The following is a 14,945-nucleotide window of genomic DNA, read 5'->3' on the forward strand; positions in this document are numbered from 1 at the left end:
CAATGTCACAACTTAAAGTATTTGCCGATCAAGACCCGAACAATGCGCTGGTCGATATTACCGACGGCGAGCAGATCAAAGCTGAGCTCAACCGTGTAGGCGTGCTATTTGAGCGCTGGGCAACGCCGGGCGAGATCGCCGACGACGCTACCCAGGACGATATTCTGGCGCTCTACCAGGACGACATCGAACGCTTGAAAACCCAAGGCGGCTACCAGACGGTGGATGTGCTGCACATGGTACCTACGCATCCTGAAAAGGATGCCATGCGTCAGAAGTTTTTAAACGAGCATCGCCATAATGAAGACGAAGTGCGCTTTTTCGTCAAAGGCCAAGGGCTTTTCTGCCTGCATATCGAAGACAAGGTGTATCAGGTGCTGTGCACCCGCAACGACCTGATCAGCGTACCCGCCAACACGCCCCACTGGTTCGATATGGGCCCCGCGCCTGAATTTACCGCGCTGCGTTTCTTCGACAACGTAGAAGGCTGGGTGCCCCACTGGACCGAGAGCGATATCGCCGGCAAGTTTGACCGGATTGATCAGTTGTAAACGGGCGGATGCATCAGCGGCGGATTCAAAATCCGCCGCTTTTTTTATATGCCCGACATGGCTTGCCACAGCGATTGACTTTCCAACTTCCGTTACCGATGATCTTGCGCCCTTCACAGCGTATGTCTACCAAGGAGAAACGTCTTGCAAGCGAGCGTGCTTGATATCCAGGGGATTCATAAATCCTTTGGCAACAATCAGGTCTTGCGTGGCATTGATATGCATATCAATGCTGGCGAAGTCGTCGTATTGATGGGCGCCAATGGGGCAGGCAAGTCGACCCTGGTTAAGGTACTTAGCGGCTACCACGCAGCCGACCACGGCCAGATGCAGCTTGCCGGCATGCCCTACTGCCCGCGCGATGCGCGTGAGGCGATTCACCAGGGCGTGGTGACCGTACATCAATCCATCGATGACGGCGTCATCCCCGACCTGGACGTCGCCAACAACCTGATGCTGGATAGATTAGCCTCCGGCGCGCACGGCTTATGGGTCAGCGCCAAGAAGCTTCGCCAGCAGGCAAGCGAAGTTGCCGATGCCATGGGCCTGGATATCGACCTTAACGCCCGCGTTGCCGACCTTTCGGTGGCCGACCGGCAGATGATCAGCATTGCCAGGGCCATGGCCCATGCGCCCAGGCTTTTGATTCTGGATGAACCGACCTCATCGCTCTCCGCTACCGAAGCCGAGCGCCTGTTTACGGTGATCGATCGCTTGCGCGCCCAGGGCGTGGCGATTGTGTATATTTCCCACCGCATGTCCGATATCAGGCGCCTGGCGGATCGCATCATCTGCTTGCGCGATGGCCAGATCTCCGGCGTATTTGATCAAGCGCCGCTGGATCTCACGGCCGCCGTGCACGCCATGCTGGGCCAAGCGATCAATAATGCTGATATCGAACCGGCCACACCGGGCGCGCCTATCCTAACGCTGCAAAATATCGAACTGGCTAAAGGGGCAGCGCCGATCAGTTTGAGCGTAGGTGACGGCGAAATCGTCGCGTTTACCGGCCTGCTGGGCAGTGGAATGTCGGCGCTTGTCGAGGCCCTGTTTGGGCTGCGTCCTTTAACGAGCGGCATCATGCAGGTCGATGGGCAGCCCTATGCGCCCGCCAATGTACGTGAAGCGCTTGCCCGGGGTGTGTTCATGTCGGTAAAAGACAGAGCGACCAACGGCGTGATTGGGGATTTTAATATCGCCGACAATATGACGCTGCCGTTTTTAAAAGCCTTTACCCGTGGGGCGTTTCTGAGCGCCCGTCAGCAGCGCGCCAGTACCGAACAGATGATTGCCCAGTTGGGGATTGTCTGCCAATCCCACGCGGATTCGATTGGCACGCTTTCCGGGGGCAACCAGCAAAAGGTCATGATCGGGCGCTGGCTTCAATCGCCCAGCCGCGTGTTGCTGCTGGATGAGCCCTTTCAAGGCGTGGATATCGGGGCAAGACAGGATATAGGCCGCCATATCCGGGCAACCGCCAAAGGTCGCGCCACCCTGGTGTTTGTTTCTGAACTAGACGAGGCGATTGAAATCGCTGACCGAATTATTGTGTTACATGAAGGAGCCATTGCCGGTGAGCAATCCAACCGAGATATCGACCTCAACGCCCTCGTCGCCCAGGCCTCCGGAAAAGCCTAACGCCAGCGCCGCGAAAGCTCGCTACCTAGAGCTAGCCATTCGCTACGGTTTCTTGTTGCTGCTGGTAGCGCTGGTGGTTTACTTCAGCCTGGCGGCCTCTGGCTTTGCGAACCCGCGTTCGGCGGTATTTGTACTTCAGTCTGTGGCGATTACCGGTATTCTGGCGCTGGGCGTGACCACCACGCTAGTGGTGGGCGGGTTTGATCTATCCATTGGTGCCGTGGCCACCACGTCGTTGATGCTGGCCGCGTACTGTATGGTCGTCCTCGAACAGCCCGCCTATGTGGCCGTGGCTGTGTGTCTTTTGATGGGGGCTTTCATCGGGCTTATTAACGGTCTTCTGATCGTCAAGTTCCGCATCCCTGACCTGCTGGCCACCCTGGGCATGATGTTTTTGCTGATTGGCCTTCAGCGCATTCCTACCCAGGGCAACTCTATCGCCACCGGTATGTCGCTGGCCGATGGTTCCACCGCAGAAGGCACGTTCTCGGCGGCGTTTCTGTGGCTAGGCAGGCACCGGTTTGACCTTATTCTGGAGCGTTTGATTCCGGTGCCGGTGGTGGTGTTTGTTCTGATTGCGGTCGCTATTTGGCTGTTTCTGGGCTTTACCCGTCACGGCAGGCTGATGTATGCCATTGGCTCCAATGAGCGTGCGACCGCTCTGGTGGGCGCGCCGGTGGAGCGCTACAAGATCGCGGCGTACATGATTTCTGGTGTTACCGCCTCGATTGGCGGTATTTTGCTGGCCGCCCGTTTAGGCCGGGGCGATATTGCCAGCGGCAATAACCTGCTGCTGGATAGCGTGGCCGCCGCGCTAATTGGCTTTGCCGTACTAGGTGCTGCACGCCCCAACGCGTTTGGCACTGCCATGGGCGCACTTTTTGTGGGGATACTTCTTCAAGGCATGACGATGATGAATGCGCCCTACTACACGCAGGACTTTGTTAAAGGCGCGGTATTGGTGGTGGCACTCATGTTCACCTTTTACCTCTCCTCACGGCGTGGCCAATCAGGCCGTTATTAATAACGCTTCAACGCTAAAAATGTTAACAACCGGGACACCGCTATGCTTAAACACCTTGTACTTAAAAACATTGCACTTAAACACCGTATGCTCAAACGTTTTGCGGTCAGTTTTACCGCCGCCATGGCGCTACTGGGAACGAGCCTTGCAACGGCCGAAGAGCGCCCGGCACCCTTCGATGCGCCGGAAGATGTCACCATCGCGCTTATCCGCTATATCTCCACGGGCGACTTCTTCCAAGCCTATCTGTCGGGTGTAGAGGCGCAAGCCGCTGCGCTGGGCGTGAACCTGCGCGTGCTGGATAGCCGCCAAGATGCGGCCCTGCAGGCAGATATGGTGGACCAGGCTATCGCGCTCGGCGTAGATGGCATCATCATTCAGCACGGACTGCCGGAGTCCATGAAAGATGCCGCTCAGCGCGCCGTAGAGGCGGGCATTGATGTTGTCGCATTCGATGTGGAAGTGGATAACCCCGCCATCCCGCAAGTCGAGCAGTCCGATTATCTACTGGGCGAGTTGGTGCTTAACCAAGCGCTACAGGATAACGGTGACAGCTTTGCCGCAGGCTATGTTTACGTGCCTGGTATCGCGCCGCTTGATCGCCGCAACGCCGCTTGGGAAGATTTTAAAGAAGCTCACCCAGGTGTGACCGAAGCCGCAGTTTTTGGCACCCTGGATAACCCGATCGCCAACTCGGTTGCCAATCAGGCCCGCGCGGTGATTCAGGCCAATCCGATGATTAATGTGTTCTTCGCGCCCTACAATGAGTTTGCAGCGGGCGTGAAAATAGCCGTGGATGAAATGGGTCTGGGTGAGGATATCGCTATTTATTCAGCCGATATCTCCACGTCCGACATTGCCGCCATGCGTGAGCCCGGCTCGCCCTGGGCCGCAACGGTTGCCACCAACCCAACCGTGGTGGGCGAAGTCTCGGTACGGACGCTAGCGCTATTAATGGCCGGTGAAGAGCCCAGCCAGCAGGTTATCGTGCCGCCCACGCTGATTACCCAAGACTTCCTGAACGATAACGCCATCACCAACATGGAGACGCTGGGTGAAAATATGCCGCAGTTCTCCCATGCCGAGGTAGCACTGGCTGATTGGCTGGCCCTGCCTGAGCGTTAATCTTGCCCAGTGGTAAACCACCAGCCATTCAAAAGCCGCGGGCCTAGTGTCCGCGGCTTTTTTATAGCACGTCTTTTATAGAATGCCGTTTATAGAACATCCTGACGGTTATACGCCTGAGCCAGTTCAATAAGCGCAGGTACCTCACGAGCCGCGTCAGGGTTCATTATAAGCGCCTGGCCCATCAACACATTGCGGGCTTCTAGCCGGGCGCGCAGGGCAGTATCTTCGATCTCTTCGAAGTCGGCGTTATGGGCCAGTGACAGCACCCGGCGGTGCATCTCGATACCGCAGTAGGCCAGCGCATCCAGGCGAATCTCATCCAACAGCGCATCGCAGGCGTCGTCCGCACTGTTGCCCTGCTCTTCAAACAGCGTCCTGGGGAACAGAATGCCGGTGCGCTCGGTTTGCCATAAGTAACGGAACTCGGCATCAAAGCTTGTGAAGCACGCCTCGATTACTTCGAGAATCCACGCCTGATAAGTAGCCAGAACGTTATCCTTGCGGTGGGCAGGCTGGCTGAAGTACGCCATCAGGAAGTTGGCCACGGCCATTCCCAGATCAAACGCCATCGGCCCGTATTGAGAAAACTCAGGGTCGATCACGCGCACGTCGGTATCGGTCGCCATGATCGAGCCCGAGTGCAAATCACCGTGGAGCATGGTTTCAGTGTTGGCAGTGAACTTCATCAATAGCCGCTGAACCTTGGCTTTTAAGCGCACATTGCGGCGCAGCTCGTCCACCACTGGCGAAAGTTCCGGCGTGTGGTGGTTCATCTCGGCGCCGTAATAAGGATCGGTGAACACCAATGATTCGGTAATCGCAGGAATCGCCACGTTACCCGAAAACAGCCCCACATCCTGCTTCTTCTCTGGGCTTGGCAGAGAAAGCTCCGAACCGCGAAACGCCGTGCGCGCACAAAACTGGCCGATGGTCTCCCCCAAGCGAGCCACGCGTTCACCTTTAATCAGCTTACGGCGCAAGATCGTGTGCGGGTAAAGATACTCCATCACAAACAGGGCCTGGGGCTTATCGAAATAAAACACCTCCGGCGCAATGTTTGGGGCACGCTTGGCCTGGCGCACCAGGGCGTAATACTCAAAATGGGCGCGGTAAAGCGGCAGCGGCCAGCTTTCGCCCACCATACGAACGTAGGGCAGCGCCTGCTTGACCACCACGCTACCTGCTGTGCCCGTCACGATAAACACCAGGTTCAGGTTGCCATCGCCCACCTCACGAATTTCCCAGCTCGCGGGCTCGCCGCCTACCCGGCTGGCTACTTCGTGTACATCACCCAGCCGCGTTGCCAGCGTATCTACGGATAACGCTTCATAACGCAAGGCCGCTTCTGATTGACCGTTTTCCACAGCGTGCTCCTCAAGCAAATTTTTTGGGTATTTGTCATCACCTGAGAGCCAATGTCAAATAGATACCAGCGCCTATCGGCTGCGGCTACCTCGCCGACCACCTTAATACCTGCTCATATCAAACTGTTCATATCAAACTGTTCATATCAAACTGCTCATATCAAAAACCTAACGCCCTGCGCAGCAAGAGGGCTGCGTAATCGGTCAGGGAGCGCCACGTCGGTAATCACCGCGTCATAATCGGCTAGTTGTCCCGCCGCACAGCGCAGCGGTAAATCAAACTTGGTGCTATCCAACACCAGAACGCGCAAAGCCGCATTGGCTAACAGCGCTTCACGCGCCATAACCTCATCGTCGTTGTAATCGAAAAGGTTGCCGTGAGCATCCATGCCGCCTACCGAGACAATGCCTACATCCGCCCGGTAGCGTTGAAAAAAGCGCCACGCGTCGCCACCAATCACGTCCTGGTCCCGGCGACGTACCCGGCCACCCGCCACTACCATCTCACACTCCATAGCGGATAGTTTGATAAGCGCATGAAGGTTATTGGTCATGATATGCAGGCCCTTTTTATCGTGCAGCGCGTCGGCGAGCTGCTCAACGGTGGTGCCGGTACCTAGAAAAAGCGACTGATGGTGCTGAATCAGCGAAGCGGCCTGGCGCGCAATATGGCGTTTTCCGGTTTCGTTAACGATCTGGCGCTGGTCGTAGCCGATATTTTCACGGTCGGGAAACGGCAGCACCTCGCCGTGGCGACGCAGCACCATCCCCTTTTCGGCAAGAAAGCGAATATCGCCGCGCAGCGTTTGTACTGACACCCCAAACTGACCGGCCAGCGCCTCCAGCGAATGGCGCCCCTCCTGGCGCACCCGATCAAGCAGCGCTCGGCGACGCTCGTTTAAGCCTTTCATTCCGCACTCATCTCCCTCTTTTTTATTAACGAAAGGCTTTCCGGTGTTTACGAAAGCTTTCCCCCTTCAAACGAAAGGGTACTGTCACGATGTTGTAAGGTGATGACAGTAGTGTGAGCAGGGTCAACTCACTGGAGACTTTCTGATGCTTAAGCGCTCACTCTGCACCGCCATTGCTCTTACCACCACGATGGCAAGTTTGGCTCTTTCGGCAAACGCCGTTGCCGACGACAAGCTCGTGCTCTACACCAGCCAGCCCAACAGCGATGCCCAGCAAACGGTCGATGCCTTCCAGGCAGCCTATCCGGATATCGAAGTGGAGTGGGTACGCGACGGCACCACGCGGTTGATGACCCGCCTGCGCTCCGAGCTTTCCGCCGGAGTCAGTAACCCGGATGTGCTGCTGATCGCCGACAGCATGACCATGGAGTCGTTAAAGCAGGAAGACCAGCTTCAGGCGTATTTGAGCCCTAATCGTGAAGCCTTTGATGCCGAGCTTTTTGACCCCGAAGGCTTCTACTACGGCACCAAACTGATCACCACCGGTATCGTGTATAACACCGGCGCTGACGAGCAGCCGCAAAGCTGGCAGGACCTGCTCAAGCCTGAATATGAAGGCTTAGTGACCATGCCAAGCCCGCTTTACTCAGGTGCTGCACTGATTCATATGGCGGCGATTAGCGAGAACCCCAACCTGGGTGAGAGCTATTACGATGCCCTGCATGACAACCGTACCGAGGCCCAAGGCGGTAACGGCGGGGTATTCAACGCGGTGGCAGCGGGCACCAAGCCTTACGGCATCGTGGTGGATTTCCTGCCCATCCGCGAAGCGGCCAAAGGCTCGCCGGTCGAGTTTGTCTTCCCTGAAGAGGGTGTGAGCGCGGTCACTGAACCCGTCGCCATTATGGCCGGTGCCAAGAACGTCGACGCGGCTCAGAAGTTTGTCGATTTCGTACTCTCGGAAGAGGGTCAGCAGTTGGTCAGCGAGCAGGGTTATCTGCCTGCCCACCCGGGTGTTACGCCGCCAGAAGGCTTCCCCGCCCGCGACACCATCGAGCTGATGCCTGTTGATATCGCCCAAGCGCTTGAGCAGGAAGAAGCCCTGAAGCAGCGTTTTAGCGACCTGTTCGGCGGCTGATCATGTCACCGAGTCTTACCCAAGGCAGCCAGCACCGCTGGCTGCTTACCCTTTTGACGCTTACCGTCGTCCTGCTGAGTCTGGCGCCTAGCCTGCGTCTTTTAGTAGAAGCGTTAAGCGATTTGACACAAGGGGGCGATGCGCCACTATGGCGTGTGCTCCAATCAGCGAGTACCTGGCGAGCGCTGTGGCACAGCCTGTATACCTCGGGGCTAGGCATGCTGATTGCCCTTGCACTAGGCAGCCTATTTGCGTTTGTGATCACCCTGACCGACATTCGCGGCAAGGCGTGGCTGGTGTTCTGCTTTATGCTGCCGATGATGATTCCACCCCAAGTCACGGCACTTAGCTGGCTTCAGCTATTTGGCCCGGCAAGCCCGTTACTCAAAAGCATCGGCATGGCGCCGCCGTTGGGCAGCCCGCAGCCGCTCTACTCGGCGGAAGGCATCGCGCTGCTGTTAGGTATTCAAAGTGCCCCGCTGGTGTTTCTAGCGCTGCGCACCTCGCTACTTTCTCTGCCCCGCGAGCTGGTCGAAGCCGCCCGCATCAGTGGCGCCCGGCAAAACCAGGTATGGCGGCATATCGTGCTGCCCGTGACGAGAAGCGGCCTAGTCGCAGGTGCCGCCATGGCGTTTATCTCCAGCCTGGGTAACTTTGGCATCCCGGCCATGCTGGGCATTCCTGCGGGCTACTATGTACTGCCTACGCTGATCTATCAGCGCATGGCCAGTTTTGGCACCGGCGTACTGGCTGAGATGGCGGCCCTTTCGCTGCTGATTGGCGTGCTGGCGCTGGTGGGTGTGGCGCTTCAACAACATTGGATGGGCCGCAGCCGTTTCGGGCTGGTAGGGCATAGCGGGCGCGCCCATGATTTCTCACTCGGCCGCTTTCGTGCGCTGGTCACGGTGCTGCTGGTCATCGTGTTGCTGGTCATTCTTGTCGCTCCGCTGGTGGCGCTGGTAGTCAGCTCGCTGGTGCCAGCCATGGGCGTACCGCTTAATGCCGATACCGCCACTCTAAACGCCTACCATGAAGTGATTGGCCGCCAGGGCGCTACGTGGCGCGCCATGCGCAATAGCTTTTGGCTTGCCGGTGGCGCAGCCGTGGTGCTCATGCTGTGCAGCCTGCCGCTGGCCTACCGCCTCCAGCGGCTTCCAGCGCGCCTGCAAAACCTGACGCTGAGTATTATCGAACTGCCTTACGCCCTGCCCGGCGTGGTACTCGCAATTGCCTGCATTCTGCTGTTCGTGCGGCCATTGCCTATTATCAACGTCGCACTATACGGCACGCTGGGGCTGATCTTCGTGGCTTATCTGGCGCGTTTTCTGGTGGTGTGCCTAAAGCCGGTCAGCGCCAGCCTCGCCCAGCTTGACCCTTCGCTTGAAGAAGCCGCTCAGCTCGCCGGTGCCGGCCCTTGGCGCCGCCTTGCCACTATCGTAATGCCGCTGATTGCGCCCGCGCTGTTTGCCGGTGGACTGTTGGTATTTCTGCTGGCCGTCAACGAGCTGACCGTCTCGGCGCTTCTATGGAGTGCGGGCAACGAAACCCTGGGCGTGCTGATTTTCAACCTCGATGAAGGTGGCGAAAGCGTTCTGGCCTCGGCGGTGTCCGTGCTGGTCGTACTGATGGTCGCCTCACTCATGCTCTCGCTTAGCCTTCTGGCCCCGCGTTTACCCAAAGGAGTCGTGCCATGGCAGGGCTAACCCTCAAGCAAGTCACCAAGCAGTTTGGCGAACACAACGCCGTGGATGGGCTTTCATTAACGGTTGAGCCGGGTGAGTTCGTCGCCCTGCTCGGCCCCAGCGGCTGCGGAAAAACCACCATGCTGCGTATGCTGGCCGGGTTCGAGCAGGTCAGCGGCGGTGAAATCCATCTGGGCAACCAGCTTCTAGCGAGCGAGCAGCACCACGTGCTCCCCGAGCAGCGCAATATGGCCATGGTGTTCCAATCCTACGCGCTGTGGCCGCATATGAGCGTGGCCGATAACGTCGGCTACCCGCTCAAAGTGCGCGGCGTGCGCGGGACGGATTATCAGCACCGCGTTGAGCAAGCGCTTGCCCTGGTGGCGCTTGAGCCCTACGCCCAGCGCACGCCGCAGGATTTAAGCGGCGGCCAGCGCCAGCGCGTGGCACTCGCCCGCTGCCTGGTCACCGACCCGTCAGTAGTGCTTCTGGATGAGCCATTGGCGAACCTGGATCGTCACCTGCGTGCGTCCATGGAGCACAGCTTTGCAGATTTTCATCGCCGCACCGAAGCCACTATGGTCTACGTCACGCATGACCAAAGCGAAGCCATGGCGCTGGCCGACCGTATCGCGGTGATGCAGGCGGGCAAGCTGGTGCAGTGGGCCACGCCCGAAACGCTCTACCGCGAACCGCGCACGTCCTGGGTGGCAAGCTTTATCGGCCAGGGCAGCCAATTGATGATAAGCACCGGCGCACCGGGCAGGCGCCTTGGTGGCGATGAGCTGATGCAGGGGCTGGCGTCTCCCGCTGCCCAGCGCCATCAGGCGGTGCTGGTGCGCCCGGAACATATTCAGGTGCATACTGAGGCGCCCAGCCAGCAGGACTTAACCGCCCGCGTTGAGCGCCAGACCTTTCGTGGCGAACGCTATGAGATTCACCTGCGCATGACGGGCGGCGAAACGCTGCTCGCCTATCATCCCCACGCGCTCAAAGAGGGCCAGCAGGTGGCGCTAACGCTATTGGAAGGCTGGTGTCTGGAGCCCGACCAATGAACGCCAGCATCAACATATTAAGCGGCCTGGGCGATAAAGGCCCTGCAGCCATGGTGGTGGAGGCCAACGGCAAGCGGCTTCTGCTGGATGCTGGCGGCGCGCTGCACCCAGGCGAGCCGGTCACCTGGGCTCGCGGGCTTGATGTCGATGCGGTGATTATCAGCCATGACCATATCGATCATATTGGCGGCGTCAGCGAGCTACCCGCGTCGCTTCCGCTTTACTGCACGCCGCTGGTTGCTCAGGCACTTCCCAACGGGCGCGCCTGGCAACCGTTGCCCGAGCGCGGTACCTGCCAGATTGCCGGTATTCCGGTGACCACCGGCCAGGCGGGCCATTCGTTGGGCGGGGTATGGATTCACCTGGATGTCGAGGGCGGCATTTTCTACAGCGGCGACGCCTGCTTTGAGTCCCGGCTATTTCCGTTTGATACGCCGCCACCGGCGCGCATTGCGCTACTGGACGCTTCTTATGGCACCTACGATCAACCCCAGCAGGCATGTGTGGACGCCATCAGCGAACACTTGTGCCGCCCGCTGGTTTTTCCGGCACCTGAATCAGGCCGAGCGCTTGAGATGGCGCTCTGGCTAGCCGAAGAAGCGGATGCTCGCGGGCTGCCGCTCGCCATTGATCCGATTATTCGCGCCAACCTGCAAACCCTACTGGCGCTCCCCACGACGCTTCGCCGTTCCCATGCGGATGACAAGATTAAAGCGCTTCTGGCGCGCTCCGATGCTCCCCAGCCAAGCCTCAAGCTGATTAGCGACCGGGGTGATACAGCGGCCATGTGGCCAGGTTTTCACCTGCTGCACACCGGTTATCTGACGCCTTCGCGCTGCGCCGAGCTTACCGCTGGCGACATCCTCTGGCAGCGCTGGAATGTGCACCTACGCGCCTCGCACCTGGTTGCGCTTGCCGATCAGGTAAACGCCGAACGTGTGGTACCGCTGTTTACCCCCTTATCCGAACCCGCACTCGGCGCTTGGTGCACGTTATTGGGTGCGCGCCTCGCCACGCAAAAGACTCTTTTCTTAAATACTCACGCCTTGAATACGCACGTTTTAAATGCCAACACCTTGAATAGCAGGAGCCTTGCATGACCCACGCCGTGATTGTCGATGTTGACGGTACGTTAGCTGAATTTCACCCCACAAAAGTACACGAATGGGTATTAGGCCCCGCCAAACAGTGGGATCCCTTCTTTGCGCATATGGCCGAAGCGCCGGTGATCGAACCGGTCGCCCGGTTGGTGAAATTATTGAAAGCCCAGGGGCAGCAGATCATCATTTGCAGCGGCCGCCCGGACACTCACCGCGAACATACCCATGAGTGGCTGACGCGCAACGCGATCCCGTTTGACGCCATGTACCTGCGCCCGGATGGCCATGACCACGTGGATGACGAAGCCGTCAAAGAAGCCCTGCTCAGCACCATGCGTGAAGACGGTTTCGAGCCCTGGCTGGTGCTGGACGACCGCGATGCGGTAGTTGCTCAGTGGCGCGCTCTAGGCCTTACCTGCCTGCAATGCGCCCCGGGTGATTTTTAACCAAACGCCGCCCAAACGATATTTTCCTAACACCCGTTACTTGTTGAGCTTCTTGTACCGCTGTTCGGCCCTCTTGATGGTGGCAATTTTTTCGGGCCGCTTCATGGATTTCCAGTGGCGAATTTCTTCTATGCTTCGCCCACAGCCGGTGCACATGCCGCCCTTCAACTGACAGGCGGATATGCAGGGGCTATCGATTTTCTTGGCCATCAGTGCCTCACACTTCGCGCGCGCAGTCGGTGCTGCCAGTTGCCGCCATGGGCGCGCTGGCACGCCTGTTCACTATCGAAGTCGATGTGCGGTGTGATGCTATCCAGCGCCACACCCGCCTCAGCCAAAGCGCTAGCCGTGAAATCATGCAGGCGCTGTTTGGCTTCGCCCTTTAGCGCTGAGGCTAAATGGGCATCGGTATCAAATACCCAGATAACCACCAGGCTTTCGGGGAAGTGTTGGTAGTCCACGCAGTGAGTTAACCAGACGAACCCAACCACCTCGGCCTTGGCCTGCTCACAGACTTCAGTTAGCGAAGCAACAAGCTGGCGCTCCAGCTTGCCGCGTTCCCGTTTAGCAATCATTCAACCACCTGACGTAACAAATAAAAGAATATAACTATGTTATAACATCTTAAGAAAGCAGAGGCGCGTTTGGCCGCCGCTGCCATGCCAGCAGCACCATAGGCAGTAACGAGACAGGAATCAGCAGCGCATTGAGCATCGCCCAGCCCAGGGTGTTAACCAACGGCCCCGCCAGTAGCGCTGTCAAGGCCGCCGTACCGAATACCAGAAACTCGTTGGCCGCTTGAGTGCGCGCCTTGTCTGCCGGTTGATAGCTTTGCGTCAATAACCCGGTAGCGGGCAGGAAAGTGAAATTCCAACCAAGCCCCAGCAGGATCAACGCAACATTAAAGCCCGCTAGCCCGGCATCAAACTGTGCGGCAATTGCGCTTGCCACCAGCAGCAAGCAGCCAGCGCTAATCATGCGTGGGGCACCAAAACGGGCCGTCAAATGGCCGGTAAAAAATGAGGGCAAGAACATGGCAACCACATGCCACTGAATAGTGGTGGCGACATGGTTAAAGTTGTGCCCGGCCCCTTCCATCGCCAGCGGTGTGGCGGTCATGGCCAGATTCATCACGCCGTAGCCAATGGCCGCCGCGCTAACGGCTAATAGAAAACCGGGCTGGCGCAGGATAGCGGGCAAGGGCTTTTTCTCACCCTCTACTACCTGCACAAAAGCGACCGGCAACCGCGTACAAAGCAATATGCCAAGTGCCAACACGTAGAGCACGCCGAGCCCGACAAAGCTGCCCAAAAACGGCGTCTCGCTCAGCTCACGGCTAAAGCGGGCAAGCCAAGGGCCTGCAAATGCCGCTACCACTCCACCGCCCATCACTAAACCAAGCGCTTTATCGCGCAGTGCCGTGGGAGATGCTTCAAGGGCTGCAAAGCGGTAGAGCTGCCCAAAGCCAATGCCGATACCAATTAGCCAGGTCGCCAGCAGGAACAGACCAAAGCTTTGCTGACGTAGCGCCAAAATGGCCACGGCCGTACCTATCAAGCCAATAAGATTACCCAGCACAAACCCGCGTTTACGCCCCAGCCGCCCCATGATTAAAGAGGCGGGAATGGTGGCGCACATTAGCCCCAGCCACTGGCTGGCCACCGGTACAGTGGCCCAGTTAGCCGTCGGTGCCAGCGAGGCGCCAATGAGAGGCGATACGGCAATCAGCAGGATATTGCCACTGACCAACAGCGCTTGGCACAGCGATAACAGCGTAACGGTTAATGGCATGGCGATGGCTCCAAAGGCGTAGGCACAAGAGTAGGCGTGAGGGTAGACGTAAGGGCAGACTTAGCCGCCGCGCCGAAGCGCTGACGATACACAGAAGGGGAAACACCGTAGTAACGTTGAAACTGGCGGCGCAGCTGCTCGGCGCCGCCCAAGCGCCAGCGCTCAGCTAACCGCTCAAGCGATACCGTTTGATGCCCATCCAGCAGCGCCAAACGCGCCTGCTCCAAGCGTAGCTGGGTCAAGTAAGTAACCGGCGTCGTGGTTAAGTGGCGCTTGAATAGGCGGGTAAGGTGACGTGGTGATACGGCCATTAAGGCCGCCATACTTTCCAGCGAATGTGCCCCGCCAGGGTCGGCATGCAGATGATCCAGCAAGCGACGCAACGGGCCAGCATCTTGCTGGCAGCGTAGAAGTTCGCTGAACTGCGACTGCCCGCCGGGGCGATGCAGAAACATCACCAGTTCTCGTGCTACCTGCCCGGCAAGGGCAGCGCCGTGGTCGGCTTCTACCAGCGAAAGTGCCAGATCGATACCGGCCGTTATCCCGGCGCTGGTGTAGCGATCACCGCTTTGGATATACAGCGCATCGGGCTCAACATTAAGCGCGGGGTACTCCTCGGCAAGCTGGTCGGCGTGGCGCCAATGGGTAGTGACGCGCTGGCCATCTAAAAGCCCGGCGGCAGCAAGTAAGAAAGCCCCTGAGCAGATAGAGCCTAACCGGCGCACGTGAGGCGCCAGCTCACGTAAAAGAGTCAACACGTGCGGGTCTTGGCGTAACGCCATCACACCGCTGCCACCTGCAATAAGTAACGTATCCAAAGGCAGCCGTTGGGGAAGTTCGGCATAGGTGTGGCTGGCGTGCACCGCCAGGCCGCCGTTGGTCATCACCGGCCCAGGTGCATCGGCGACCAGGGTTAAGCGGTACAAGGGCTCCGGGCTTAGTGCGTTGGCGCTGGCAAACACCTGCCAAGGGCCGCTGACATCCAGCAATTGGCAATCGGGGTAAGCCAATAAGGCAATATGGCGCGTCACGTTCTCTCTCCAGATCGTTAATAGGAAGAGTTTCCGCCGCGCGCGACGTGTCGGCAAGGACCATTACCCCACCAATACGGACATTA

15 protein-coding genes are annotated in these 14,945 nt (G+C 58.4%); 9 read left to right on the forward strand and 6 right to left on the reverse strand.

The genetic code is table 11. From position 1 onward, the window contains the following. Window positions 1-2 precede the first annotated feature (2 nt). The 4 genes from ACT3R4_RS02890 (at window position 3) to ACT3R4_RS02905 (ending at window position 4,338) form a co-directional block, all read left to right on the forward strand. Window positions 3-551, forward strand: a complete 549-nt coding sequence (locus ACT3R4_RS02890) for a 1,2-dihydroxy-3-keto-5-methylthiopentene dioxygenase (RefSeq protein ID WP_441677520.1) — start codon at window positions 3-5, stop codon at window positions 549-551. 144 nt (window positions 552-695) lie between these two features. Continuing rightward, window positions 696-2,189, forward strand: coding sequence for a sugar ABC transporter ATP-binding protein (locus tag ACT3R4_RS02895; protein WP_441677518.1), 1,494 nt, complete (start codon window positions 696-698; stop codon window positions 2,187-2,189). Continuing rightward, the gene (locus ACT3R4_RS02900) at window positions 2,125-3,213 is read left to right on the forward strand and encodes an ABC transporter permease (protein ID WP_441677516.1); all 1,089 of its coding nucleotides are present in this window, start codon (window positions 2,125-2,127) and stop codon (window positions 3,211-3,213) included. The genes ACT3R4_RS02895 and ACT3R4_RS02900 overlap by 65 nt, the downstream gene beginning before the upstream one ends. Before the next feature lie 42 nt (window positions 3,214-3,255). Next, the gene (locus ACT3R4_RS02905; RefSeq protein WP_441677515.1) at window positions 3,256-4,338 is read left to right on the forward strand and encodes a substrate-binding domain-containing protein; all 1,083 of its coding nucleotides are present in this window, start codon (window positions 3,256-3,258) and stop codon (window positions 4,336-4,338) included. A gap of 89 nt (window positions 4,339-4,427) precedes the next feature. On the opposite strand, the gene mtnK is transcribed toward ACT3R4_RS02905, so the two are convergent. After that, a complete protein-coding gene (gene mtnK, locus ACT3R4_RS02910; protein WP_441677513.1) occupies window positions 4,428-5,705 on the reverse strand; it encodes an S-methyl-5-thioribose kinase in 1,278 nt (425 codons plus the stop codon). A 155-nt stretch (window positions 5,706-5,860) separates the two neighbouring features. Then, window positions 5,861-6,616, reverse strand: coding sequence for a DeoR/GlpR family DNA-binding transcription regulator (locus ACT3R4_RS02915; RefSeq protein WP_441677511.1), 756 nt, complete (start codon window positions 6,614-6,616; stop codon window positions 5,861-5,863). Between the two features lie 145 nt (window positions 6,617-6,761). On the opposite strand from ACT3R4_RS02915, the gene ACT3R4_RS02920 reads away from it, so the two are divergent. From ACT3R4_RS02920 to ACT3R4_RS02940, 5 genes are read left to right on the forward strand one after another with little or no spacing between them, the layout of a single operon-like run. After that, a complete protein-coding gene (locus ACT3R4_RS02920; RefSeq protein ID WP_441677509.1) occupies window positions 6,762-7,754 on the forward strand; it encodes an ABC transporter substrate-binding protein in 993 nt (330 codons plus the stop codon). A 2-nt stretch (window positions 7,755-7,756) separates the two neighbouring features. Beyond that, a complete protein-coding gene (locus ACT3R4_RS02925) occupies window positions 7,757-9,457 on the forward strand; it encodes an ABC transporter permease (protein ID WP_193056686.1) in 1,701 nt (566 codons plus the stop codon). Next, complete coding sequence (locus ACT3R4_RS02930; protein WP_441677507.1) at window positions 9,445-10,491, forward strand: ABC transporter ATP-binding protein; 1,047 nt, start codon at window positions 9,445-9,447, stop codon at window positions 10,489-10,491. The genes ACT3R4_RS02925 and ACT3R4_RS02930 overlap by 13 nt, the downstream gene beginning before the upstream one ends. Then, window positions 10,488-11,591: an MBL fold metallo-hydrolase gene (locus ACT3R4_RS02935; protein ID WP_441677505.1), complete on the forward strand. Its 1,104-nt coding sequence runs from the start codon at window positions 10,488-10,490 to the stop codon at window positions 11,589-11,591. The genes ACT3R4_RS02930 and ACT3R4_RS02935 overlap by 4 nt, the downstream gene beginning before the upstream one ends. Continuing rightward, window positions 11,588-12,037 carry a phosphatase domain-containing protein gene (locus tag ACT3R4_RS02940; protein WP_441677503.1) on the forward strand — a complete coding sequence of 150 codons (450 nt, stop codon included), beginning with the start codon at window positions 11,588-11,590 and terminating at the stop codon, window positions 12,035-12,037. Before ACT3R4_RS02935 ends, ACT3R4_RS02940 begins: the two co-directional genes overlap by 4 nt. Window positions 12,038-12,073: 36 nt before the next feature. Here ACT3R4_RS02940 and ACT3R4_RS02945 read toward each other — a convergent pair whose 3' ends face one another. The 4 genes from ACT3R4_RS02945 to ACT3R4_RS02960 are packed head-to-tail and all read right to left on the reverse strand — an operon-like array spanning window position 12,074 to window position 14,859. After that, complete coding sequence (locus ACT3R4_RS02945) at window positions 12,074-12,247, reverse strand: DUF1289 domain-containing protein (RefSeq protein ID WP_172117922.1); 174 nt, start codon at window positions 12,245-12,247, stop codon at window positions 12,074-12,076. Continuing rightward, the gene (locus ACT3R4_RS02950; protein WP_441677501.1) at window positions 12,247-12,612 is read right to left on the reverse strand and encodes a hypothetical protein; all 366 of its coding nucleotides are present in this window, start codon (window positions 12,610-12,612) and stop codon (window positions 12,247-12,249) included. The genes ACT3R4_RS02945 and ACT3R4_RS02950 overlap by 1 nt, the downstream gene beginning before the upstream one ends. A gap of 49 nt (window positions 12,613-12,661) precedes the next feature. Beyond that, entirely contained in the window at window positions 12,662-13,828 is a 1,167-nt protein-coding gene (locus ACT3R4_RS02955) for an MFS transporter (RefSeq protein WP_441677499.1), read from the reverse strand. Beyond that, entirely contained in the window at window positions 13,819-14,859 is a 1,041-nt protein-coding gene (locus ACT3R4_RS02960; RefSeq protein ID WP_441677497.1) for a GlxA family transcriptional regulator, read from the reverse strand. The genes ACT3R4_RS02955 and ACT3R4_RS02960 overlap by 10 nt, the downstream gene beginning before the upstream one ends. Window positions 14,860-14,945 lie beyond the last annotated feature (86 nt).

It is taken from the genome of Halomonas sp. AOP7-E1-9 (assembly GCF_052376035.1).
Taxonomy (GTDB): Bacteria; Pseudomonadota; Gammaproteobacteria; order Pseudomonadales; family Halomonadaceae; genus Vreelandella; species Vreelandella citrativorans.

What these genes read in the sequence shown, in the direction of transcription:
- ACT3R4_RS02955 (WP_441677499.1), bottom strand. Translation starts at nt 13,828, where the DNA reads ATGCCATTAACCGTTACGCTGTTATCGCTGTGCCAAGCGCTGTTGGTC.
- ACT3R4_RS02890 (WP_441677520.1), top strand. Translation starts at nt 3, where the DNA reads ATGTCACAACTTAAAGTATTTGCCGATCAAGACCCGAACAATGCGCTG.
- ACT3R4_RS02950 (WP_441677501.1), bottom strand. Translation starts at nt 12,612, where the DNA reads ATGATTGCTAAACGGGAACGCGGCAAGCTGGAGCGCCAGCTTGTTGCT.
- ACT3R4_RS02925 (WP_193056686.1), top strand. Translation starts at nt 7,757, where the DNA reads ATGTCACCGAGTCTTACCCAAGGCAGCCAGCACCGCTGGCTGCTTACC.
- ACT3R4_RS02940 (WP_441677503.1), top strand. Translation starts at nt 11,588, where the DNA reads ATGACCCACGCCGTGATTGTCGATGTTGACGGTACGTTAGCTGAATTT.
- ACT3R4_RS02935 (WP_441677505.1), top strand. Translation starts at nt 10,488, where the DNA reads ATGAACGCCAGCATCAACATATTAAGCGGCCTGGGCGATAAAGGCCCT.
- ACT3R4_RS02945 (WP_172117922.1), bottom strand. Translation starts at nt 12,247, where the DNA reads ATGGCCAAGAAAATCGATAGCCCCTGCATATCCGCCTGTCAGTTGAAG.
- ACT3R4_RS02915 (WP_441677511.1), bottom strand. Translation starts at nt 6,616, where the DNA reads ATGAAAGGCTTAAACGAGCGTCGCCGAGCGCTGCTTGATCGGGTGCGC.
- ACT3R4_RS02920 (WP_441677509.1), top strand. Translation starts at nt 6,762, where the DNA reads ATGCTTAAGCGCTCACTCTGCACCGCCATTGCTCTTACCACCACGATG.
- ACT3R4_RS02930 (WP_441677507.1), top strand. Translation starts at nt 9,445, where the DNA reads ATGGCAGGGCTAACCCTCAAGCAAGTCACCAAGCAGTTTGGCGAACAC.
- ACT3R4_RS02905 (WP_441677515.1), top strand. Translation starts at nt 3,256, where the DNA reads ATGCTTAAACACCTTGTACTTAAAAACATTGCACTTAAACACCGTATG.